Origin of the sequence: Pandoraea sp. E26 (assembly GCF_000681415.1) — a bacterium.
In the GTDB taxonomy this organism is placed as follows: Bacteria; Pseudomonadota; Gammaproteobacteria; order Burkholderiales; family Burkholderiaceae; genus Pandoraea; species Pandoraea pnomenusa.
This window is the reverse complement of the sequence record NZ_AYXJ01000019.1, coordinates 129426-151395: the sequence shown is the minus strand read 5'-3', so window position 1 is coordinate 151395 and position 21970 is coordinate 129426. Positions and strand designations below refer to the sequence as shown.

General features: G+C 65.0%; 18 protein-coding genes. 9 read left to right on the top strand and 9 right to left on the bottom strand.

The window, feature by feature from the left end; all coding sequences use genetic code 11:
* Positions 1 to 26: 26 nt before the first annotated feature.
* Positions 27 to 1526 carry a CoA-acylating methylmalonate-semialdehyde dehydrogenase gene (locus W930_RS0114330; protein WP_023594332.1) on the bottom strand — a complete coding sequence of 500 codons (1500 nt, stop codon included), beginning with the start codon at positions 1524 to 1526 and terminating at the stop codon, positions 27 to 29.
* A gap of 86 nt (positions 1527 to 1612) precedes the next feature.
* A complete protein-coding gene (locus tag W930_RS0114325) occupies positions 1613 to 2851 on the bottom strand; it encodes an ABC transporter substrate-binding protein (protein WP_023872250.1) in 1239 nt (412 codons plus the stop codon).
* Positions 2852 to 2992: 141 nt separating this feature from the next.
* Between W930_RS0114325 and W930_RS0114320 the strand changes: the two genes are divergently transcribed.
* Entirely contained in the window at positions 2993 to 4033 is a 1041-nt protein-coding gene (locus W930_RS0114320; protein ID WP_023872251.1) for a LysR family transcriptional regulator, read from the top strand.
* Between the two features lie 94 nt (positions 4034 to 4127).
* On the opposite strand, the gene W930_RS0114315 is transcribed toward W930_RS0114320, so the two are convergent.
* On the bottom strand, positions 4128 to 5108 hold the full coding sequence (locus W930_RS0114315; RefSeq protein ID WP_023594329.1) for a LysR family transcriptional regulator: 981 nt from the start codon (positions 5106 to 5108) through the stop codon (positions 4128 to 4130).
* 98 nt (positions 5109 to 5206) lie between these two features.
* Here W930_RS0114315 and W930_RS0114310 point away from each other — a divergent pair, with 98 nt between their 5' ends.
* On the top strand, positions 5207 to 6433 hold the full coding sequence (locus W930_RS0114310; RefSeq protein ID WP_023872253.1) for an MFS transporter: 1227 nt from the start codon (positions 5207 to 5209) through the stop codon (positions 6431 to 6433).
* Positions 6434 to 6598: 165 nt separating this feature from the next.
* Here the strand turns inward: W930_RS0114310 and W930_RS0114305 are convergent, their stop codons facing one another.
* Both W930_RS0114305 and W930_RS0114300 read right to left on the bottom strand, forming a co-directional pair.
* Positions 6599 to 7456 carry an arylamine N-acetyltransferase gene (locus W930_RS0114305; protein ID WP_023872254.1) on the bottom strand — a complete coding sequence of 286 codons (858 nt, stop codon included), beginning with the start codon at positions 7454 to 7456 and terminating at the stop codon, positions 6599 to 6601.
* Positions 7457 to 7560: 104 nt separating this feature from the next.
* Positions 7561 to 8094, bottom strand: coding sequence for a glyoxalase superfamily protein (locus tag W930_RS0114300; protein WP_023872255.1), 534 nt, complete (start codon positions 8092 to 8094; stop codon positions 7561 to 7563).
* 339 nt (positions 8095 to 8433) lie between these two features.
* Between W930_RS0114300 and zapE the strand changes: the two genes are divergently transcribed.
* On the top strand, positions 8434 to 9483 hold the full coding sequence (gene zapE, locus W930_RS0114295; protein ID WP_023872256.1) for a cell division protein ZapE: 1050 nt from the start codon (positions 8434 to 8436) through the stop codon (positions 9481 to 9483).
* A 54-nt stretch (positions 9484 to 9537) separates the two neighbouring features.
* Positions 9538 to 10164, top strand: coding sequence for a LysE family translocator (locus W930_RS0114290; RefSeq protein ID WP_023594324.1), 627 nt, complete (start codon positions 9538 to 9540; stop codon positions 10162 to 10164).
* 52 nt (positions 10165 to 10216) lie between these two features.
* On the opposite strand, the gene aceE is transcribed toward W930_RS0114290, so the two are convergent.
* The gene (gene aceE / locus W930_RS0114285; RefSeq protein WP_023872257.1) at positions 10217 to 12895 is read right to left on the bottom strand and encodes a pyruvate dehydrogenase (acetyl-transferring), homodimeric type; all 2679 of its coding nucleotides are present in this window, start codon (positions 12893 to 12895) and stop codon (positions 10217 to 10219) included.
* A 173-nt stretch (positions 12896 to 13068) separates the two neighbouring features.
* Between aceE and W930_RS0114280 the strand changes: the two genes are divergently transcribed.
* Positions 13069 to 13533: a MarR family winged helix-turn-helix transcriptional regulator gene (locus W930_RS0114280; RefSeq protein WP_023872258.1), complete on the top strand. Its 465-nt coding sequence runs from the start codon at positions 13069 to 13071 to the stop codon at positions 13531 to 13533.
* 40 nt (positions 13534 to 13573) lie between these two features.
* Here W930_RS0114280 and W930_RS0114275 read toward each other — a convergent pair whose 3' ends face one another.
* Complete coding sequence (locus W930_RS0114275; RefSeq protein WP_023872259.1) at positions 13574 to 14674, bottom strand: hypothetical protein; 1101 nt, start codon at positions 14672 to 14674, stop codon at positions 13574 to 13576.
* Between the two features lie 216 nt (positions 14675 to 14890).
* Here W930_RS0114275 and W930_RS0114270 point away from each other — a divergent pair, with 216 nt between their 5' ends.
* Positions 14891 to 15532: a glutathione S-transferase family protein gene (locus tag W930_RS0114270; protein ID WP_023872260.1), complete on the top strand. Its 642-nt coding sequence runs from the start codon at positions 14891 to 14893 to the stop codon at positions 15530 to 15532.
* Positions 15533 to 15610: 78 nt separating this feature from the next.
* On the opposite strand, the gene ggt is transcribed toward W930_RS0114270, so the two are convergent.
* Positions 15611 to 17227, bottom strand: coding sequence for a gamma-glutamyltransferase (gene ggt / locus W930_RS0114265; protein ID WP_145929501.1), 1617 nt, complete (start codon positions 17225 to 17227; stop codon positions 15611 to 15613).
* A gap of 451 nt (positions 17228 to 17678) precedes the next feature.
* Here ggt and W930_RS0114260 point away from each other — a divergent pair, with 451 nt between their 5' ends.
* Complete coding sequence (locus W930_RS0114260; RefSeq protein WP_023872264.1) at positions 17679 to 18293, top strand: pyridoxamine 5'-phosphate oxidase family protein; 615 nt, start codon at positions 17679 to 17681, stop codon at positions 18291 to 18293.
* 154 nt (positions 18294 to 18447) lie between these two features.
* A complete protein-coding gene (locus tag W930_RS0114255; RefSeq protein ID WP_304413270.1) occupies positions 18448 to 19437 on the top strand; it encodes a CPBP family intramembrane glutamic endopeptidase in 990 nt (329 codons plus the stop codon).
* A 125-nt stretch (positions 19438 to 19562) separates the two neighbouring features.
* On the opposite strand, the gene W930_RS0114250 is transcribed toward W930_RS0114255, so the two are convergent.
* Positions 19563 to 20606, bottom strand: coding sequence for a hypothetical protein (locus W930_RS0114250; RefSeq protein WP_023872267.1), 1044 nt, complete (start codon positions 20604 to 20606; stop codon positions 19563 to 19565).
* A 347-nt stretch (positions 20607 to 20953) separates the two neighbouring features.
* Between W930_RS0114250 and W930_RS27445 the strand changes: the two genes are divergently transcribed.
* Positions 20954 to 21901, top strand: a complete 948-nt coding sequence (locus W930_RS27445) for a hypothetical protein (RefSeq protein WP_036641940.1) — start codon at positions 20954 to 20956, stop codon at positions 21899 to 21901.
* Positions 21902 to 21970: the final 69 nt, after the last annotated feature.

Below are 21970 nucleotides of genomic sequence, written 5' to 3'. Positions count from 1 at the left end.
TGTCTCCGAAATGTCGAAAGGCCGCCTTACTTCAGCGTGATGGTGGTGTTCACGCCCGCAGGGCCGGTGCCGCGCGCCTGCCAGCGGGCGGTGACCGTCTTGGTCTGCGTCCAGAAGAGAATGGCCTGCTTGCCATTCGGGCCCAGATCGCCGAGCTTCGAGGCACGCGAGCCGGTGAAGCTGAACCACGCCACCGGCACCGGAATCGGCAGGTTGATCCCGACCTGGCCGACGTCGATCTCGTTCTGGAACTGACGCGCCGCGCCGCCGTCCTGCGTGAAGAGGGCCACGCCGTTGCCGTTCGGGTTCGCGTTGACGAACGCGATCGCCTCGTCGAGCGTGTCCACGCCGGTCATGCACAGCACCGGCCCGAAAATCTCTTCCCGATAGATCGACATGTCCGCCCTCACGCCGTCGAAGATCGTCGGGCCGACGAAGTTGCCCTCGGGGGCTTCCTTGACCGCGTGGCCGCGACCGTCGAGCAGCAGTTTCGCGCCCTCTTCCACACCGGCGCCGATGAGCTTCTCGATGCGGGCGCGGGCCTGCTTCGACACCACCGGCCCGAGGTCCGCCTTGCGGTCGGTGCCGGGACCGACCTTGAGCGCGCGGGCGCGCTCGACCAGTTCGGGCACCCACTCGCGGGCCTCGCCCACGAGCACGGCCACCGAGGTCGCCATGCAACGTTGCCCCGCCGCGCCGAACGCGGCGCCGAGCAGGTGGTTCATCGCCTGTTCACGGTCGGCATCGGGCAGGATCACGCAGTGATTCTTCGCGCCCATCATGGCCTGGCAGCGCTTGCCCGCTTCCGACGCACGACGGTAGATGTGCGTGCCGACATGCGTCGAGCCGATGAACGACACCGCCTTGATGTCCGGGTGATCGCAAATGCCGTTCGCCGTGTCGGGACCGCCGTGCACGACGTTGAGCACGCCCGGCGGCAGGCCGGCTTCCAGCGCGAGTTCGGCCAGACGCAGCGATGCGCTCGGGTCCTGCTCCGAGGGTTTGAGCACGAACGTGTTGCCGGTGGCCACCGCCAGCGGGAACATGAAGCACGGCAGCATCACCGGGAAGTTGAAGGCGGTAATGCCCGCGCAGACGCCCAGCGGCTCGATGAGGGTATAGACGTCGACGCCACCGGCCGCGTTCTGGGCGTACTCGCCGAGTTGCAGCGATGCAATCGAGCACGCATGCTCCACGACTTCGAGGCCGCGCCCGACCTCGCCTTCGGCATCGGGCAGCGTCTTGCCGTGCTCACGGGTGATCAGTTCGGCAAGCTCGCCCGTGTGATCGCGCAGCAGCTGCTGGAAACGCAGCATCACGCGCATGCGGTTGGCTTGCGACGTATTGCGCCAGCTCTTGTACGCCGCCTTGGCGGAGGCCACGGCCGCGTTGAGCTCATCGGGCGTGGCAAACGGCACGCGCGCAACGACTTCCTGCGTGGCGGGGTTCACGACATCGCGCCACTGCGACGTTTTCGACTCGACACGCTTGCCGTCGATGAGCAGCGGAATGGTGGGAAGGGACATGACACGCTCTCCAGTTCAGGACAAAGACAAAGGCAAAGGAATACGGGTAACGCCGGTCGAATGCCGGTCGATTGCACCGGTCATCGTTACTTCGCCGCCGTGCTCGTCTTCACGAGCGAGCAGGTCGATTTCGACAGCGGCTGGAAGGCTTCCGTCGCGGGAACGGTGGCCACTTTAGTGTAGTAATCCCACGGCCCCCTGGACTCGGCGGGTGTCTTCACGCGGAACAGATACATGTCGTGAATCACGCGTCCGTCCGGGCGGATCGACGCGTTGTGCATGATCGGATCGCGAATCGGCAGTTCGCGCATCTTTTGCGCAACGACCCTGGCATCGACGCTTTGTGTCGCCGCGACCGCGCGCAGGTAATGCAGCACGCTCGAATACACGCCGGCCTGCACCATCGTCGGCTTCAGGTTCTTGTACTTCTTCTGGAAGCGGGCAGACCAGGCACGCGAGGCGTCGTCGAAGTCCCAATAGAAGCCGTCGGTAAACAACAGCCCCTGCGCGGTGTTCAGCCCGAGGGCGTGGACATCGGACAGGAACACCAGCAATGCCGCGAGCTTCTGTCCGCGTTGCACGATGCCGAATTCACGCGCCTGCTTGAGCGCGTTCACGGTGTCCTGGCCGCCGTTGGCGAGCGCCACGACCTGGGCCTTCGAGCTTTGCGCCTGCAACAGGAACGACGCGTAGTCCGAGGCATTGAGCGGGTGCCGCGACTGGCCGACGACCGTGCCGCCGAGGGTCTTCACGATGTCGGCGGCATCCTTTTCGAGCGAATGTCCGAACGCGTAATCGACGGTAATGAAGTACCACGACTTGCCGCCGTTGCCGACCACGGCCCGGGCGGTCGCCGCCGACTGCGAATACGTGTCGAACATCCAGTGAAAGCCAGTGGGCGAACAGTCCTCGTTCGTCAGACGCGTGGTCGCCGGCCCGGAGAACAACACCACGCGTTGCTTGTCCATCGCGAGCTTCTGCACGGCAAGCGCCGCCGCGGAGTTCGTCAGGTCGGCGATCGCGTCCACGTTGTCGCGGTCGAACCACTCGCGCGCCTTGTTGGCGGCAACGTCGGCCTTGTTCTGGTTGTCGGCCGACACCAGTTCGATCTTCATGCCCTTGCACTCGGCAGCCAGGCAGTCGTCGATGGCCATCTGCGCGGCCACTACCGAGCCCGCGCCGCCCATCGCCGAGTATGTGCCCGACATGTCCGTGAGCACGCCCACCTTCACCGGGCGATCCGGCAACTGCGCCATACCGGCAACCGACGTCAACCCCAAGCCCGCACCGAGTCCGAGCGCGAGCAGCCACGGCTTGATCTTCATCGCTTTTGTCTCCTTCAGGTCTTATGCTTTTCGTCGCCGGCGTCTATGCGCGGCGCTCATAAATTGTATTTGTGCGAATTTGCTTTACATAGCGAATATCTGCATCTACTTTGTGCACAAATGCACATAGGAGACACCAGCATGACGCGCATCCCGGCGGGACGAACGTCGCACGCTTCAGCCACTTCGTCGGATTCGTCGGATTCGTCCGCCTCGCCGCAGGCCCAGCCCTCGCGACTCGCTGGCGCGTCCGGCGTCGAGCCGCGTCCCGACTGGGACGACCTGCGGTACTTTCTGGAAGTGGCCCGCACGCAGCGCGTGAGCGCCGCGGCGGTGCGTCTGGGGGTGGACCACACGACGGTGTCGCGTCGGGTGCGGGCGTTGGAGCAATCGCTCGGCACGCTGCTGTTCGACAAGTCGCGTAACGCGGGATTTGCGCTCACGCCGGAAGGCCAGCAACTGCTGGTCCATGCCGAGCAGATGGAGACGGCGGTGCAGTCGGCTTGCGAGCAAGTGGCGGGGCTCGGGCAAACGCTGTCGGGTCATGTGCGCATCGGGTCGACGGAGGCGTTCGGCACCTATTTCGTGACGCCGGTGCTTTCGCACTTCCAGCGCGAATATCCCGCAATCGATTTCGACGTGCTGCCCGTGCCGCGTTTCGTGAGTCTGTCGAAGCGGGAGGCGGATCTCGCCATCACCATCGAACGGCCGCAGCGCGGTCCTTACGTGTGCAGCAAGCTGTGCGACTACCGGTTGCAGCTCTACGCCACACCCGACTACCTCGCGAAATATGGCGACGTGCGGACGTTTGCCGACCTGAGCGGACGCCGGTTCATCAGCTATGTCGACGAACTCACGTTCAGCAACGAACTACGCTATCTGGAAGACATCGTGCCGGGGTGCAACGTGGTGCTGCGCAGCACCAGCGTGATTGCCCAGTACCAGGCGGCGTTACAGTCCGAGGCGCTGGCGATTCTGCCGTGTTTCATGGCCGCGCAGGACCCTCGGCTGGTGCCCTTGCTGGTCGACGACGTCGTTGTCACACGCAGCTTCTGGATCTACTGCCACGAGGAATTGCGCACACTCAAGCGGATTACGGTGCTGTGGGATTACCTGCGCGATGCCGCCCAGCGCAACGATGCGCTGCTGCAAGGCAGGGCCGGACAGTTGCGGTTGAACTGAGGACGATGCGAACGCCGCGAACGGCCGGACTGCCGCAGGCGAACCGACGACGATGCGCGCGACGCCAAACGCCGCGCCGCCCGCGCCGGAAAGATCAGCGGATCTTGCGCTGCTCGGCGTCGATGACCGCGGGGATGGCCGCACGCATCGCCTCGATGAAACGAAGCAGGCGCGCGGGATAGATCTTCGCGTACGGGTAGATCAGATACATCGGCAGCGCCGACGAGCGCCACTGTGGCAGCAACTGGATCAGCCGCCCCTGTGCCACGTCCTCGGCCATCAGCCACGCCGAGCAGACGCCCACCCCCAACCCACGAATTGTCGCACTGCGCAACGCATAGAGATTGTCCGTACTCATGCGCGGATCGAATGTGAGGCGGGCCGTCTCGTGCGTCTGCTCGTGCGTGAGCGTGATCTCGTTGCGGTAGAAGGTGGTGAGCGAGAGCCAGGGCAGCGAGGCGAGCGCCTCCGGATGCGTCGGCGCCGCGCGTCCGGCGAGCAGTGCGGGCGACGCCACCACGATGCGCGGCACGTCGGTGAGCAGGATGGCGACGTTCGACGGATCGCGCAGCTCGCCCACGTGAATCGCGCAATCGATGCCCTCGGCAATGAAGTCCGGCTCACGATCCTGCAGGAACCAGTGCACCTTCATGCCGGTGTAGCGCTCGAGGAAGTCGGCCAGCGGGCCGATCATCATCTCCTGGCCGAACGCATGCGGCGCCAGAACCCGCAAGGTACCCTCCGGATCGTTGCCGGTGCCGCGCAGATCGGCTTCGAACGCCTCCCAGCTCATCACCAGCTCCTTCGCACGGGCAAAGCAGCGCTCGCCATCCTCGGTGAGCTTCATGCGATGCGTGGAGCGCTGGAGCAGGCGCAGTCCCAGCGAGCGTTCCAGCATTTGCAACCGCCGGCTCACGGTCGGCTGCGTGGTGCCCAGCAGCGCCGCCGCGGCCGACAGGCTGCCGGCTTCCACGATGCGCACGAAGGTCTGCATGAGCTCCACGCGGTCGGCGCCGCTGGCGCGAGCTGCCGGGGAGTCCGCGATCGGTGTCGAAGGATTGCGAGGATCGGTCATACGCATCACGTATAAAGGTTGTACGGATTATAGGCCTACCGCTGCACCGCACCAAGCGAGACACTACGCCCCGTACCCACCTACTGGAGCCTCACCTCATGAGTTCCGCTCAGATTTCCAACGCCACGGCCGGGATGCGTCCCCAGGCCGAACTCTCGGCCCGGCTGATTCTGCTGCTGGCCACGGGCACCGGCCTCACGGTCGCGTCGCTGTACTACGCGCAGCCGATGCTCGGCATCATGACCGACGACATTCACGCGTCGAATACCGCCGTCGGCTGGGTGCCGACGCTCACCCAGCTCGGTTACGCGCTCGGCATCTTGCTGCTCGTACCGTTGGGCGACATCATCGACCGGCGCCGCATCGTGCTGATCAAGGGGGCGATTCTCACGCTGGCGCTGCTCGCCGCGGCGGTGGCCCCAGGTATCGGCACGCTGCTCGCCGCCAGTCTCGCCATCGGCCTGACCGCCACCATGGCGCAGGACATCGTGCCGGCCGCTGCCGCGATCGCGCCCGAGTCGGTTCGCGGACGCGTGGTCGGCACCGTGATGACCGGCCTGTTGCTGGGTATTCTGCTCTCGCGGGTCGTATCGGGCTTCGTCGCCCAGAACTTCGGCTGGCGCGCGATGTATGTCGTTGCGGCGATCAGCGTCGCGAGCTTCGGCGTGGTGGCCTGGCGCGCCCTGCCCTCGTTCCATCCGACCACGCAAATGACCTACCGCCGGCTGATCGGCTCCGTCGCCGATCTGTGGCGCCGCCACCCGGCCTTGCGTCGCGCCGCGCTGGCACAGGGTCTGCTGTCCGTTGGATTCAGTGCCTTCTGGTCGACACTGGCGGTCATGCTGCACGAAGCGCCGTTCCACCTGGGCGCTGCCGCGGCCGGGGCGTTCGGCCTGGCGGGCGCGGCCGGCGCCCTGGGTGCGCCGCTGGCGGGTCGCATCGCCGACCGCAAGGGGCCGCAACTCGTCACGCGTCTCGGTGCCGGGCTGGTGGCCGTCTCGTTCGCGGCCATGTTGTTCGCGCCGCTGCTCGGCGCTCATGCGCAACTTTGGCTGATCGGCCTGGGCGCCATTGGCTTCGATCTGGGTGTGCAGGTCGCGCTGGTGTCGCACCAGACGATCGTGTACGGGATCGAGCCGCCCGCCCGCAGCCGCCTCAACGCGGTGCTGTTCGTCGGCGTGTTCATCGGCATGGCCGTTGGCGCGGCGCTCGGCGCCCAGGCGTTGGCCCACTGGGGCTGGACCGGCGTGGCATCGCTCGCGACGGTGGCCGCCCTCAGCGCGCTGGCCGTGCGGATGTGGCCGGGTACGACATCGGCGCATTGATTCGCCGGTCGCGTGTTGCCGACGCCACGTCGGCAGCGCACCGCCAGCTTCCGGCGCCCGGTGCCATCGCACCGGGCGCTTTCGTTTGCGCCGTTCGGTGTGCTTCGGAGATCCCTTCGTGGGTCGGTCGCCTGCGCCTCGGGCGCCACCGGTAAGTCGGAAGTCTCAGGCGCCCGATTTCGCCGCACACGCCCTGGCCGTCTCGAACAGTTCACGGGCATCCACACCGTCGAGATTGAGTCCGAAGCGCTCGCCGAGCACCTCCGCCAGTTGCGACGCCGACGTGATCGTCGTTTCGGCGAGCACGTCGCCCTGCGCGGCGCGCTCGATCAGCTTCGTGTCGAGCAGCGCGATACGACCTTCGGGGAGCACGCGACACGCGATCAGATGGTTGCAAAAAATGGAATCCGGCGCGCTCGACGTGTACCAGTTACCCAACTTGTAATCGATCCATTCGGCCGGTCGCGGCGTGAAGCGATAGGTCGGCAGCCACGATTGCGCCGATCTCACGCTCAGTTGGTACTCGCTCACGGTGTCGCTACCCGCGCCGCGCACGGCCGTCAATCGAAACGCTTCGAGCGGCGTCGATTGTTCGTCCGGCGAGTCGAGACGCAGCGGAGCCGTGAGCGTCACCGAGCCGAAGCCGACATCCGCTAGCCACGCCTGTCCGTCGAGATCGACGCGCAGCATCATGTGCGTAAGCGGCGCCTCGACATCGAATGTCCGGCCCCAGACGACGCGTCCGATCAGCGGCGTGACGGTGAACCCCAGATACGTGAGCGCACTGGCGAACAGGGCGTTCTGTTCGAAGCAGTAGCCGCCGCGCCGGGCGTCGACCAGCTTGGCGACCACCGACGGCAGATCGACATGAACGGGCCGCCCGAGAATCGGCTCGAGGTTCTCGAAGGGAATCGCCAGCGGATGCAGGGCGTGCACGGCGCGCAGCACGTCGAGCGTGGCTTCGCGCGGACCGGTGTAACCGATGCGCCGGAAATAGCGCTCGGGATCGAAGGCAGGGGACATGCCGGACTTCCTTTCACGGGATGCGGATATACGCAGAGCACATACGTTACCGCATTCGCGCGGCGCCGTGCGGAGGGCGCGGCACCGCCCTGCCCGCGAGGGCCTCAGTCGCTCGATTCGCAGAAGCGGATGTGATTGTTGAATGGGTCGGTGACCGTCATCTGCCTGCCCCAGTCGAGCGTTTCGATGCCGGGATTCATGTTCGGATACCGCTTGCCGGCCAGCTCGCGCTGATACGCCTCGACGCCGCGCATGAAGACGAACGTCGTCGCCCCCGGGCTGGCGTCGCCGAAGTGGCCGGACAGATGCAGCGTCATGCCCGCGCGCGAGACCTGGCAATACAACGGCATGCCGTCGGCGAAGCGATGCTCCCAGTCCACCTGGAAGCCGAGAAAGTCCACGTAGAATTCCCGCGCCTTCGCTTCTTCGAAGATCCGGTGAATCGGTGCGACGGTGTCGAAGACGATGCCGTCGGCCGACGCCTGGGCGAGCTTGGCGGCGAGCACGTTCCAATCCGAGAAGCCGAACTGCGCGGCCACGGATTCGAGTGCCTGGGCGTGGGTGAGATCGATGCCCTCGCGCGCGAGACGTTCGCGCAGGGACTTCGCCATGACTTTGGCGTCGAGATAAGTTCGCATAGCAGCCATCCTTGTCGATGTTCGGTGGCGACGTATTCGATCAGTGCCCGCGTTGCTGATGCGCGCCGCCGAAGGAACAGGACGGACATGCGATGACTTCGATGCTTTCACCGGGGCCGGGCACGGCGTGCTCGGGTGCGGGCGGCAGGCAGCATCGGCCTGGCCCGGATTCTAGCAGCATCGCGGTTCGTTATCGCACCACGCGGATCACGCGGACCATGCCGAAATGCGATGGTAGCGCGCCGTATTACGTATTGGCCGGCCGCGCGGCCCACCGGTATAGTGGCGCTCGTTGACCGGCCGGAGGCGCCGGCCGCCGTTCTCCGGAGTGTTCCTTTCATGATCGATGCCGCGCGCGTGACGCAAGCGCTGGCCGAGCGCCACATCCGCCCCGATCTTCGCCAGCGTGAAGCGATCGCCGCTCTCGCGCGACTCGCACCCCCACGCGCCACCGCGGATCAGGCGGCATTCGACGGCGTGTACTGTCACGGCCTGCCAGGACGCGGCAAGAGCCTGGTGGTCGATGCCGCGTTCTCGGTGGCCGACTGCGAAAAGCGACGCGTGCATTTCCATGAGTTCCTGCGCGACATGCACCGGCAGCTCGTGCGCGAACCCAAATGCGACGACCGGCTCGCCGCGGTTGCGGGTCGCTGGCTCGAAGGCGTTGCGTTGCTGTGCTTCGACGAGTTTCACGTCCATGACATCGCGGACGCGTTTCTCATCGGCCGCTTTCTCGATATCGCGCTCACGCGGGGGGTGCGTCTGGTGCTGACGTCCAACTACGCACCGCAACGGTTGCTTCCCGATCCGGAGTTCCACGAGCGCTTCGAACCGACGATCGCGGCGATTCAGCAACGCTTCGTCGTCGTCCATTTCGACGGCGCTACCGATTACCGAATGGCCGGTGAGACGGCGACGCTTCGGCGCTGGCTATCGCCGCTCGACGGCGCAAGCCGCGTGCTGCCCGCACACTACGCGCAGATCGAGGGCGCCGCACCCCGCGCGCCGTCCGAGGTGACGCTGGCAGGCCGTTCGCTACCGGCGCGCAGCGCGGGAAACCGCGTGCTGTGGGCGAGCTTCGAGGACCTGTGTGTCGCGCATCGTTCGCATCTCGATTATCTGGCGCTGGTCGAGCGCTGGCAGGCGGTGATCGTCGACGCGTTGCCTGTGGCGCTATTGCGGCGCCCCGATACGCTGCAACGGTTTGCCTGGCTGGTCGACATCTGCTACGACCGTTGCCGCACGCTGGTGATCGCCTCCGACGCACCGCTTCTCGCCGCACTCGACGCCCTGAGCGACTGGCGCGACCTGTCGCGCACCATCAGCCGGCTCGCCGAGATGGGGTCGCTCGATTACGAGCAACGCACGCACGTGCATCGCGCTTGCTGAGCGCGGGCGCTTCTGCAAGACTTGGCCATCCGCCACAGTCACCGGTGCTTCGTCATGCAACTCTCCACGCTCGCGATTTATGCCACGGCCGCGCTGATCGGCGGCCTGATCCCCGGCCCCACGACATTGCTCGCGCTCGCCAACGGTATTTCGGGCAACTGGCGCGTGGTGCTCGTCGGGATGTGCGGCGCGGCGCTCTCCGACATGCTCGTGGTCGCGGCGGTCGGCGCCGGACTCGGCGCATTGCTCATGGCGTCGGCGACATGGTTCGCCACGGTCAAATGGGTGGGCGTGGCCTATCTCGTGTGGCTCGCGATACAGCTCTGGCGCAGCCACCCGCGGGACCTGAGCCAGGTGCGCATCCAATCCGATCTCGGCGCGCGGCGCGTGTTTCTGCGCAGCTTCGGCGTGGCGCTCACCAACCCTAAGATCCTGCTGTTCTTCTCCGCCTTTTTGCCGCAGTTCGTCGACACGTCGATGCCGCTCGCGCCGCAGTATGCCGTGCTGGCCGTGGTGTCCGCCGCCGTCGATATCGGCGTGATGACGCTCTACGCCACGGGCGGCGTGCAGGCCGCGCGTCTGATGACGGCGCGCGGACTCAAGCGTCTCAATCGTACCTGCGCCGTCGTCATGTTCTCGCTCGCCGGCGGGCTGGCGTTGTACCGCAAGACCGGTCACTGACCGCGCGGGGGAAGCGAGCGCCGCCCCCGCACGCGCGCTTCGGTGCCCGGCGTTACACCGTCGAGGGATCGGTCTTCTCGGGGTCGATGCCGTATCGGCGAATGGCGTCGCCTACCCGCTCGCGGTCGATGGTGCCAGCATCGGCCAGTGCACCGAGTGCCGCCAGTGCAATGAAGTGACGGTCGACTTCGAAGTAGGCGCGCAGCAATTCGCGCGTGTCGGAGCACCCGAAGCCGTCCGTGCCCAGCGACACGAACCGCCGGTCTTGAATGAACGGCCGGATCTGGTCGGCGACGATTTTCATGTAGTCGGTGGCCACCACCACCGGCCCCCGCCGGTCCGCCAGGCACTGCGCCACGTAAGGCACGCGCGGCGACCGATCCGGGTGCAGCAGGTTCCAGCGCTGCACCGCCAGCCCCTCCCGACGTACCTCGGTCAGGCTCGTCGCGCTCCAGATGTCGCTCGACACGCCATAGTCGCTGCGCAACAGTTCGGCGGCGGCCATCACTTCGCGCAGAATCGCGCCGCTGCCCATCAACTGCACGCGAGGTGCGTCTGCGCCCGAGGCCTCGGACGTCGACAGCAGATACAGCCCTTTGAGAATGCCTGGCTCGGCGCCCTGAGGCATTGCCGGATGCACATAGTTCTCGTTGAGCAGCGTGACGTAGTAATACACGTCTTCGTCCTCGACATACATGCGCCGCATGCCGTCCTGCAGAATCACGGCCAGCTCGTACTGGAACGTCGGATCGTAGGACACGCAATTCGGAATCACCGACGCCAGCACATGGCTGTGGCCGTCGTCATGCTGCAGGCCCTCGCCCATGAGCGTGGTCCGCCCCGACGTGGCGCCCAGCAGGAAGCCGCGCGTTCGCGCGTCCCCCGCCGCCCAGGCGAGATCGCCAACGCGTTGCAGCCCGAACATCGAATAGAAGATGTAGAACGGGATCGTGGCAAAGTCGTGCGTGCTGTAGGACGTACCCGCTGCGATCCAGGACGCCATCGCGCCCGACTCGTTGATGCCCTCCTGCAGGATCTGGCCGTCCTTGGCTTCCTTGTAGTAGCTGAGCTGTCCGGCGTCCTGGGGCGTGTAGCGCTGGCCGAGGTAGGAATGGATGCCGATCTGACGGAACAGCGGCTCCATCCCGAAGGTGCGCGACTCGTCCGGCACGATGGGAATTACGCGCTTGCCGATCTCGGGGTCCTTGAGCAGCGTTGTGAGGATGCGCACGAATGCCATCGTCGTCGACATGGCTCGCTCGCCCGAGTCCTTGAGCTGCCCCGCGAAGGCATCGAGCGGAGGAATCGCGAGCGGCGCGCGCAGGCCGAAGCGCGCCGGCTGATGGCCGCCCATGGCGGCACGACGCGCGGCGAAGTAGCGCGCCAGTTCGCTGTCGGGGCCGGGACGCAGATAAGGCATCTCGGCCAGCTGATCGTCGCTCACCGGCAGGTCGAAGCGATCGCGGAATGCACGCACCGCGTCGGCACTCATCTTCTTGAGCTGGTGATTGACGTTTTGCCCCTCGCCCGCTTCGCCCATGCCGAAACCCTTGACCGTCTTGGCCAGAATCACCGTGGGACGCCCCTCGGTCTGCATCGCCTGTGCGTAGGCGGCATACACCTTGAGGGCGTCGTGGCCGCCGCGCGCGAGTTGCCAGATCTCGTCGTCGCTCAGGTGCGCGACCATCGCCAGCAATTCCGGCGACGTGCCAAAGAAGTGCTCCCGGACATACGCGCCGTTCTGCGACTTGAACGTCTGATAATCGCCGTCCACGCAGGCCATCATCCGCTCGCGAAGCAGCCCGTGCGTATCGCGCGCGAGCAAGTCGTCCCAGCCGCTGCCCCAGATCACCTTGATCACGTGCCAGCCCGCCGCACGGAACGTGCCTTCAAGCTCCTGGATGACCTTGCCGTTGCCGCGCACGGGACCGTCCAGCCGCTGCAGGTTGCAATTGACCACGAAGATGAGGTTGTCCAGCCGCTCGCGCCCGCCCAGCGAGATCGCCGCCAGCGCTTCGGGCTGATCCATCTCGCCATCGCCCAGGAACGCCCACACCTTGCGTCCCTGATGCGGCTTGAGACCGCGATATTCGAGATAACGCATATAGCGCGCCTGGTAGGCGGCCGTGATCGGACCGAGCCCCATCGACACCGTCGGGAACTGCCAGAAGTCGGGCATCAGGCGCGGATGCGGATACGACGGAATGCCATCGCGCCCTGCCTCTCTGCGGAAGTTGTCGAGCTGGGCCTCGGAGAGGCGCCCCTCGACGAAGGCGCGCGCGTAGATCCCCGGTGCCGAGTGCCCCTGCACGTAGATCATGTCGCCGTCGAACGCTTCGGTGCGCCCCCGGAAGAAGTGATCGAAGCCGACGTCGTACAGCACCGCCGCCGACTGATAGGTTGCGATGTGCCCGCCCACGTTCGAGTGCTTCCCCGCTCGCAACACCATCACCATGGCATTCCAGCGAATGAATGCATTCAGGCGTCGCTCGATGGCGAGATCGCCGGGATAGGCCGGTTGACGCGAGACCGGGATCGTATTGACGTAGTCCGTGGTCACGCGGCCGTGGAAGTCGCCGTGACGCGCGAAATCCCACGCCGCCAGACGATCGATCAGGAAGTGCGCGCGCGAGCGGCCCTCCACGGCAGTCACGCCCTCGAGCGCGTCGAGCCACTCGCGTGTCTCCTGAATATCGGTGTCGGCACTCGCCGCCACGGGCAATTGGGTCATGACAGATCTCCTTGGAATCACCGGGAACCCGTCGGGTGCCCCAGCAGGAACAGCAAAACGAAATGGCAACGACGCATTGAATTGCATTTGCAATCGTCTCGCAAGCCATTCTAGCGATGTACAATTGCAACTGCAACTCACAAGCGAACATCGAATACCACAAGAGGACATTCATGAGTACGACCGAACCCGATCTTTGGTTCTCTTTCGTGCGGGCGCACCGCACGATGATTCGCGAGATCGAGCGCCGGCTGGCGCAGGCGGGGTTGCCCGCCTATGCCTGGTACGACGCGCTCTGGGGGTTGGAGAGCGGGCCGCAGGGCACGCGGCGCATGCATGAGCTGGCGGACGTGCTGGCCATCGAGCGGTACAACCTCACGCGCCTGATCGATCGGCTGGAGCAGGAAGCGCTCGTCACGCGCACGCGCGATCCCGACGACGGACGCGCGGCCTACGCCACCATCACCGACAAGGGCCGTGCACTGCGCAAGAAGATGTGGAAGGTGTACCAGTCCACCGTTTCGGAACTTTTCCTGAGCCAGTTCCGGGATCGCGACATTGCGCCGGTGGCCGAGGCGCTCGATCGTGCCAGTGCCGCGGCGAAGACCTTGCCGGCCAATGCGAAAGAGGCGAAGTAGATGAAGGCCACGACGCGCTGTCCCGGCGCGGCATCGCCCGTCAGGCCATGCCGTAGCGCCGTGTCGCCTGCGCGATGCGTGTCGCCGGTATCGCGCCGTCGCTCACGAGCAGGCGCAGCGCATTGAGGACGATCCAACGCACGCCCGGCGCCTCGCCCGGCGTGATGTCGTCCACGCCCACGTCGACGTCGTCTCCGCCCAGGGCCGCAAAGCGCGCGGGCACGAAAGCGCCGATCTGGTTGGCGATGTGCCTCGCATAGCCGGTGACCGCGAGCACCGGCATGGCGCTGCCGGCCAGGCAACGGGACAGGTGCGCCGTCTCGACCCGGGCGTCGGCACCAAGCAACGACCGATGCGCCGACTGCGCGGCCTCGCGCGCCAGACGCGTGTAGCTCGGACAACTCCAGATCTCGCTGGCCACGCCCCAATCCAGTTGCAGCCAGCGGGCAGCCTCCAGAACGTTGGCCATGGCGCCGCCCGCGCCGCACAGGCGAATCGCGTAAGGGGGGTGCGTCCGCGGGAGTGCGCGCACACGATACATGCCCCGAAACGCGTCAATCGCATCGGTCTTGCTCAGGGCAGGCCCGTCCGTGCCCGATGCGTCGTGCGCGCTCAGGTAGCAGAACCCCGACTCGCCACGCACGTACAACGCGTCGAGTGCCTCGCACAGCAAGGCCCGAAGTTCCTGCGCCGATGCCGGGTCATACGGCAGCCATTCCGATTGCGCGGCGAGCCACAGCGGCAGCTCGGGGCGCACGCGCGAGCGCCGGTCGCCCGATGCCACACTCGCCTCGTTGAGGAAGATGCCTCGCCCGCTCGGCGCCGCCCGTGCCGCACGCGCCATTCCCTTGACCTCCACGCCTGCGGACAGCACGGCACGCAATGACGGCGCGCGCAGCCGATACAGCAGCGGCCGCTCGAACGCGGCCGGGTCGCGAAACCAGGTCGCGACGGCGCTCGACAGGGCCCCCGGCATCGTCTTGTCGTTCTGCGATGTACCGGTTGCGTCTCGCATGGCGGCATCCACGACCCAGATCCGCTCGGGCGCCTCCCCCTGCGCGAGGGCATGCAGCATTCGATCGAGCGCTCGCGATGGCGACGCCGCGTGCGCCGCGAGCGCCGCGCCAGTCTGCACTGCCATCAGCCTCCCGATACCGGCAAGCGCCGCTCGCCGTGTCTCGGCATTCGCCGCAAGACCGCCTCGCCCCGACACCGCTGTCATGTTGCCTCCCCCCCCACCTTGTGAAGCTGACGGAAAACTCATAGGATTGCACTTGCAATCATTGTATTTGCAATCGCAAATCGTGGCAATCGCGTTGCTCGCCACGCACTCGATTTTGTCTCCCGGAGCCATCGCATGAATCCGTCACTCACGCTTTACACCGCCGACACCCCGAACGGCCTCAAGGTCAGCCTGTATCTCCATGAAGCGGCATTGCCCTATCGGCAGGTGGATGTCGACCTGTCCGCCGGGGAGCAGAAGCGCCCCGATTTTCTGCAACGCAACCCCAATGGCAAGATTCCGGTGATCGTCGATCACGAGCGCGATCTCACTGTCTTCGAGTCCGGCGCGATCCTGACCTATCTGGCCGCGAAGACCGGCGTGTTGCAGCCCATGACGCAGGCAAAGGCGTTAGCGGTCAACCAATGGCTGCATTTCCAGATTGGCGGCATCGGCCCCATGCTGGGGCAGTTGTGGTGGTTTCTGCACGGATCGAAAACGGGCAACGAGGAAGCCATCGCGCGCTATCGGAAGGAGTCGCTGCGGCTGATCGGCGTGGTCGATGCCCGTCTGGCCGTGTCCGCCTACCTCGCGACCGACGACTATTCGATTGCCGACATCGCCGCGTTCGCCTGGCTGCGCACGCATCATGAACTGGACCTGGATATCACCCCGTTCCCGCATCTGCAGCGGTGGCTCGCGCAGATCGAAGCGCGCCCGGCCGTGCAGTCGGGGATCGCGGCAAATCGGGCAGACGCGACGCGCCGGCAGGCGTAAGTCCGCGTTGCCCGCGGGCGTCGGTCTGCGCGCGGCACGCACCGGGTTTCGTTGCAAGGCGCGGTGCGTGCGGCGCCCTCAGTCCCCTGCCGCGAGTCCGTCGCCGCGCGGGTCCGACGCGCCTTGTCGCACGCCCGTGACCGGATCGATGAGGATCGCGCCCGCGTGTCCCATCGTGTCGGTGAACGGTTCCACCACCTTCACCGGTTGATCGCGACGCCTGAGTTCGTCCGTCACGACGGCGGACACCCGACCTTCGATCTTGAGATCGTTGGACGACACGCCCCAGGTGCGGCCGTAAAGCCAGCGCGGTGCGTTGATCGCATCCTGCGGCGACATGCCGAAATCGACGATGCGGGTCACGATCGCCGCCTGCGTTTGCGGTTGCCCTTCGCCGCCCATCGTCCCGTAGACCAGATACGGCTTGCCGTCCTTGAGCAACATCGCGGGATTGAGCGTGTGGAACGTGCGCTTGCGCGGTTCGAGATGGTTGACGTGCTTCGGATCGAGCGAGAAGAACGATCCGCGATTCTGCATGAGGATGCCCGTGCCCTTCGGCACAATGCCCGAACCGAAGTCGTAGTAGATGCTTTGAATCAGCGACACGGCGTTACCGTCCCGATCCACCACGCCGAACCAGACCGTGTCTCCTTTCGGGTCCATCGGCTTCACGTCATTGTTCGCGCGCGCCATGTCGATGCGCGCGGCCTGCGCTTCGGCGTGCCGCGTCGACAGCAGCGGATGCAGCGGGATCTCGACGAAGTCCGGATCGGAAAGATACCGATCGCGATCCGCGAACGCCTGCTTCGTGGCCTCCACCATCAGGTGGTAATAGTCCGCCGTGCCCTCGCCGAGCGACTTCACGTCGAACCGGTTCAGGATGTTGAGGATTTCCAGCGATGCGAATCCCTGCGAGTTCGGCGGGAAATTGTAAGCGTCGAAGCCCCGGTATTTCACGGTAATCGGCTCGACCCAGTCCGCGCGATGGCGCGCGAAGTCGTCGAGCGTGAGCATGCCGCCGTTGGCCTGCAGGTCGCTCACGATCCTGTGTGCAATCTCGCCTTTGTAAAACACCTCCGCGCCTTGCCGCGCAATCTGTTCGAGCGTGCCGGCCAGTTCCGGCTGCTTGAGCGTCTCGCCGAGCTGATATGGCTTGCCGCCGGGCTTGAGGAAGATCTTCCGGAAACCCTCGTATTGCTGGAGATTGCGATACACCGGGTCGGACGTATCGACGTTGATCGCCTCCCATTTCGCCAGCGACGGCGTCACGACGAAGCCCTCCTTCGCATAGTGCACCGCGTCGCTCAGCAGATCGCGCCAGGGGAGGCTGTTCCCCATCGATGTCCGTGCGTAGCGATAGGCCGCATCCCAACCTGAAACCGCGCCGGGCACCGTGTTGACCGACAGGTAGCCGCGCGGTGGAATCGCGCTCAACCCCTTGTCCTTGTAGAACTGGAGCGTGGCGTGCTCACCCGAGCGGCCGCTGGCATTCAGCGCCCGAAGCGTTTTCGTTTTCGCGTTGTAGATGAGCCAGAAGTTGTCGCCGCCGATCGTGTTCATCTGCGGGTACACGACGGAAATCGTCGAGGCGACGGCGATGGCCGCATCGACGGCATTCCCGCCTCGCTGAAGGACTTTCAGTCCCGCCTGTGTCGCCAGATGGTTCGACGAGGTGACCATGCCACCCAAGGTCATCGGGTTCGTACAGCGCGACGGCGTGTCGCAGTACGTCCCGACAAGGGGCGCCGCGACCGCCGTGTGGCCGAACGTCAACACGACAACCGCAGCGCACCAGCGATATTTCGAAAGCATGCCGTTCATGCTTGTCTCCCATTAATTATTTAATTCGTTAACCTAAACGTCTCCTTGTAACTCCATCACCAGATATATCCGATCAAAAATGCTGGGAAATCCGCATTGCTACGTGCGCCCCATACGCAGAAATACTGATCGCAAGCGCACATGCAAAACGCGCATCAATGCGCGACGCCACTGATCGGCGATGCGCTCGACGCGTTGTCTGCGCCGATGAGCGTCAATGTGGTAAAAGCGTGGGAGGCGTTCGCCGCGAGTTCAGGCCGACCGCCCCTGCGGGCCAGCCGGCCCGCATTTCCCATCGACGAACCGGATACGGAGAGAGCGCGGCATGAGTCATGACGTGAGCAGCGTGGAACAGCTCGAGACCCTTTACGGCGCGCCGGGCGAGCGTGCGATATGGAAGGAGCTGACGTACCTCAACGAGGACTATCAGGCTTTTGTGAAGGCAAGCCCGTTCGTCGTGCTCGCGTCGGTCGGCGCCCATGGCACCGATTGCTCGCCGAAAGGCGATGGCGCCGGCTTCGTCCGGATTCTCGACGAGCGAACGCTCGCCCTGCCTGATCGTCCCGGCAACAACCGGATCGACAATTTGCGCAACATCGTCGGCGACCCGCGCGTGTCGCTGCTCTTCCTGATCCCCGGCGTTGGTGAGACGCTGCGCGTGAACGGTCGTGCACGAATCTCCGTGGACCCCGATCTGCTCGTCCAGTTCGAGGTCAACGGCAAACTGCCGAAGACCGTCATCGTCGTGACCATCGACGCCGCGTATTTTCACTGTGCGAAGGCCGTCGTTCGATCGCGTCTTTGGGACCCCGCATCGCAGATCCCGCGAGAGACGCTTCCCAGCACCGGCGCGATGCACAAGCGGCTGAGCGGCGGGCATTTCGACGGCGAGACCTATGACCGCGACCTACAGAAAAACACCCTGGCAGGCCTGTACTGAATAGGACTCGGGGCTGCCCCTCGCAATGACGGCGCAATGCGGCAACCGGTGACATCTCGCTTCGCGGGTTGCCTTACGCCTGCGATAATCCGTATCGCTTCACATGCCTAAGCATCTTTCGAAATATTGACGGGCATTTTTCGGCATCATGCTGTTGGACACGGGCGAGCGGGGGTTCGTCGGTGTCGCAAGTCAAGACGGCATTCGAGTGCCGGCGTCGCTCACCAGGGCGACCCGCGTCCCGGGGGAGTCGCGAGCTTCACCGGGCGTGACGATAACCATCAGATCAGAGAATCATAAAAAAATGAAAGCCAGACCGGGGGAATACTGCTTTCCGAATCTACTGGAAGCGTTCTTTGTGGTGATCGCCCTCTATTTCGTCGAGATGATCACCGACGCCATCATCGTTCAATTGAGTTATGTCGTCGGCATCCGGCCGATGGCCGCATACAGCATCGGCCGCGTGCTTGCCTACGGTGTGGTCTTCTGCGTGGTACTGCATCACAGCAAACTTAGTTATCGGGCGCTGTTTCAGGGCGGACGCGGGTCAATTCGCGCAACAGTGGGGTTGTTCACGCTGCCCATCGCGCTGTTGACGCCGGGGCTGTTGCTGGTCATTACCGTAATCGGTACGGGCTTGGAAAAGATGTTTCCGATGGGCGGATGGCTGCAAAGCAGCGCGGACGTGTATGCAAAGGGCGGGCTCGGCGCCTTCGCAATGGTCTGCCTCATTGCTCCCTTCGTCGAAGAGATGCTGTATCGCGGGATCATCCTGCGCAGTTTTCTGCGTCAGTATCCGGCGGGCACGGCCATCGCTCACTCGGCCGCGGTGTTCGGGCTGGCGCACCTGAATGTGTATCAGTTCGTGGTGGCGCTCATCATCGGGCTGATCATCGGGAAGATGTACGAACGCACGCGCTCGCTGGTGCCGGGCATTCTGCTGCACATGTTCTACAACACGTCGGTGGTGGCGCTCACGATGCATCTTCCTTCCGACGAGACGACGCCGAGTGTTTTCGACCTTCCGGCAATTGCGTGGTTGTTGGCGCTCGCCAGCGGCGGCGCGGGGGCGTTCATGCTTTACAAGCTGTTGGCAGCCACACCGCCGACGCGGGCGAATACCGCGCGGCTCGCCGACGATTAACGGCGGGTGCCAATCGGGCACCGTATGCGTTCCGACGGCGCCAGGCGTGCATGCGAAATACCACGCGGCTCGGCGCCGCGTTGTTGCCTTGCGGCGCCGCTGGACGCATGGGCGCCATCACGCCGCTAACGGATGGCGCCCGCCTTTTTGAGCGGCCCGTTCGGCACGGTGTCTTTCGACAGGATGCCGCCGCACGTGCCTCGCAGCGCCGAACCGTCCCACTCGATATGGCTTTGTGCTCGGATATCGCTGGATGGACACGCCACGAAGTGGATGGGTGAGGCGTTGTTCGGCGCCACCTGCGAGTCGGTACCGCCGGGCATGATCGACGGCGTTGCGCTGGGGTAGGCGGTCTTGGCTCCGCAGAGGGCGTCCTTGAGTACGCCCGTGCTGGCATCCAGTCGGCTGGCGCCCGACAGATTGACGAAGCAGTAGCGGACCGCCACCGGGAAATCGCAGGTGTTGGTGAAATTGATCGAGTACTTCGTGCGACTCAGGCGTACGCATTGGTTGGCAGCGGGCACGGTGGGATTCAGATCGCTGCGCGATCCCCCGGACGGATTCGGCGAAACGCCCTCGACGGTGGATTGCGTGCTGCCGCGCATGGCGGTGCCCAGCGCGGCGAGTTGTGCGGCGTTCCTGCCGCCGCCGGCGGCCACGCCCTGCATTGCCGCGCCAACCATCGCGAGTGCCGTCCCCACGCCGGAGGACGACTCGCTCTCCCTGGGTTTGTAGGTCGTGCTGGCGTTCTTCCCGTCGGTATAGTTCCGGACGCTGTAGCCGTTGGTTTCGGCGCCGGTGATGAGGTTGCCGCGCGAGAAGCGTCCGGATCGTGTGGTCGGGCCGCCGTTGAACTTCTCCCCGTTCATCCATAGCTCGCCCACGCCGTCGCGAAGGCCCGCCTTCATTTCGCCGTCGTAACGCATCATGAGCGTCGAGCCGCCGTAGCCGAGCAGGGTGCCGTTCCCGCTGGTCAGACCGCCCTGACATTCCCCGGACCACGTGTAGCGCTCCCAAACCCCGTACACCGAGCAGTCGGGACGGTCATCCAGGGCCACCGGAACGCCGGTCTTGTGCGTCGGTCCGGGCAATCCGCAGCCCGCAAGCATCACGGCCAGCGCGATTGTCGCAACGCCGGTCAGACGCCGCTGCCAACGATCTGTTCTCATTTTCGCTCCCCGTTATTGGATTTTGACTTTCGGGGATTCTAGGAGGACGCGTCGCGGCGGCGCATCGTTCATTTGACGGATGCGGTTGGCCTGGCGCAACTTCATACGAGCGGGTCACGCGTCTTGATCGCAGGTGAGAACTCTGGGGGAAGCCGCGCGCATGCTTCTCGGCGTGAGACGCACGCGGACGTTGTTGAAGATTCAGGTTTGCCAGGCATCCCCCAAATGATCTCCGCGCCTCCCACAAGCCAGGATCGGGGAAGCTGTCATCATTCGAACAGTGGATGCCGACGTCTGCCCAACTCGTTACCTTGTTGCATGCGGAATGAACATTTTGGGAGGGGGTTATGACTCACGGGCGGATGGTCGGGCAACGCACAATAATCACGCTGGTCCTGGCCGGCACCGTCGCCCTTTTGAGCGGCTGCGCAGCGATGCCCAAATATTCGACGCCAACATTGATCAGTCTGGATAATCATCCCGACTGCTCCGTGATCGGAACATGGGAGCACTACACGTGGTCGGGTAAGTGCGAATCGGGCTGGGCTACCGGCTATGGCGAGTTGAAGGGATACAGCGGGTCCAGCCTGACGTACCGGTACATCGGAGAAATGAAACGCGGGCAGCGTCACGGCGCCGGTCAGGCGTGGACCGATGGAAGTTCTCTCCAGGCGGGGCCGACAACGTTGAGCGGGGTCTTCTATCAGGATCGACTCAAAGACGGCGTGCGCGCGAACAATCGCGGTAGTTGGCCTTACACCAACGGTAAGCAGGGCGACTTTGTCCCGGCATCGTCAAGCAGCACCGGGTCGGCAGCGTTTGCCGTCGCCGCCGGTCTGCTCTCGGGCGTAGCCCAAGGCGCCGCCGCTACCGGGGGAAAGAACTCGGCACAATTCAATGCCCTCAGCGCAGCACTCCAGGACACGGCCTCTCCCAGTGTCACTGGACGTTCGCCGTCGGCAAATGTTGCGTCAGGGGCCGAGTCGAGTTCGCCGGTCAACGGCTGCGCACACCTCGTGCCGGTGCTCAAACCCGCCTACAACGACGCCGACATGTTCATCGAGAACAGCTGTTCGTACCCGATCGTCGTTGTCGTATGCAACGTCGCTGCGACGTCGCAGTCCTGCACGCACCAGTATTCGGAAGTTAAACCTAACAGCAGATATGGGCTGGGAGGCGGATTCCTGCCGAAGCGTGTTTACGCGTCCTTCAGTTGCAAAGCGCCGTTCTATCCCAACGTTCGACTCGACGGCGGAGCGTTGTCGGGAGGATGCTCCAGTATCCCAGCCTACTAGCCGGCCACCCGAGCCCTTCCCATTTGGCCCAGCATCGTAGTCACGTGCTAGGCGCATGGATTGCCAAGA

What these genes read in the sequence shown, in the direction of transcription:
- W930_RS0114330 (WP_023594332.1), bottom strand. Translation starts at nt 1,526, where the DNA reads ATGTCCCTTCCCACCATTCCGCTGCTCATCGACGGCAAGCGTGTCGAG.
- W930_RS0114325 (WP_023872250.1), bottom strand. Translation starts at nt 2,851, where the DNA reads ATGAAGATCAAGCCGTGGCTGCTCGCGCTCGGACTCGGTGCGGGCTTG.
- W930_RS0114320 (WP_023872251.1), top strand. Translation starts at nt 2,993, where the DNA reads ATGACGCGCATCCCGGCGGGACGAACGTCGCACGCTTCAGCCACTTCG.
- W930_RS0114315 (WP_023594329.1), bottom strand. Translation starts at nt 5,108, where the DNA reads ATGACCGATCCTCGCAATCCTTCGACACCGATCGCGGACTCCCCGGCA.
- W930_RS0114310 (WP_023872253.1), top strand. Translation starts at nt 5,207, where the DNA reads ATGAGTTCCGCTCAGATTTCCAACGCCACGGCCGGGATGCGTCCCCAG.
- W930_RS0114305 (WP_023872254.1), bottom strand. Translation starts at nt 7,456, where the DNA reads ATGTCCCCTGCCTTCGATCCCGAGCGCTATTTCCGGCGCATCGGTTAC.
- W930_RS0114300 (WP_023872255.1), bottom strand. Translation starts at nt 8,094, where the DNA reads ATGCGAACTTATCTCGACGCCAAAGTCATGGCGAAGTCCCTGCGCGAA.
- zapE (WP_023872256.1), top strand. Translation starts at nt 8,434, where the DNA reads ATGATCGATGCCGCGCGCGTGACGCAAGCGCTGGCCGAGCGCCACATC.
- W930_RS0114290 (WP_023594324.1), top strand. Translation starts at nt 9,538, where the DNA reads ATGCAACTCTCCACGCTCGCGATTTATGCCACGGCCGCGCTGATCGGC.
- aceE (WP_023872257.1), bottom strand. Translation starts at nt 12,895, where the DNA reads ATGACCCAATTGCCCGTGGCGGCGAGTGCCGACACCGATATTCAGGAG.
- W930_RS0114280 (WP_023872258.1), top strand. Translation starts at nt 13,069, where the DNA reads ATGAGTACGACCGAACCCGATCTTTGGTTCTCTTTCGTGCGGGCGCAC.
- W930_RS0114275 (WP_023872259.1), bottom strand. Translation starts at nt 14,674, where the DNA reads ATGGCAGTGCAGACTGGCGCGGCGCTCGCGGCGCACGCGGCGTCGCCA.
- W930_RS0114270 (WP_023872260.1), top strand. Translation starts at nt 14,891, where the DNA reads ATGAATCCGTCACTCACGCTTTACACCGCCGACACCCCGAACGGCCTC.
- ggt (WP_145929501.1), bottom strand. Translation starts at nt 17,227, where the DNA reads ATGACCTTGGGTGGCATGGTCACCTCGTCGAACCATCTGGCGACACAG.
- W930_RS0114260 (WP_023872264.1), top strand. Translation starts at nt 17,679, where the DNA reads ATGAGTCATGACGTGAGCAGCGTGGAACAGCTCGAGACCCTTTACGGC.
- W930_RS0114250 (WP_023872267.1), bottom strand. Translation starts at nt 20,606, where the DNA reads ATGAGAACAGATCGTTGGCAGCGGCGTCTGACCGGCGTTGCGACAATC.
- W930_RS27445 (WP_036641940.1), top strand. Translation starts at nt 20,954, where the DNA reads ATGACTCACGGGCGGATGGTCGGGCAACGCACAATAATCACGCTGGTC.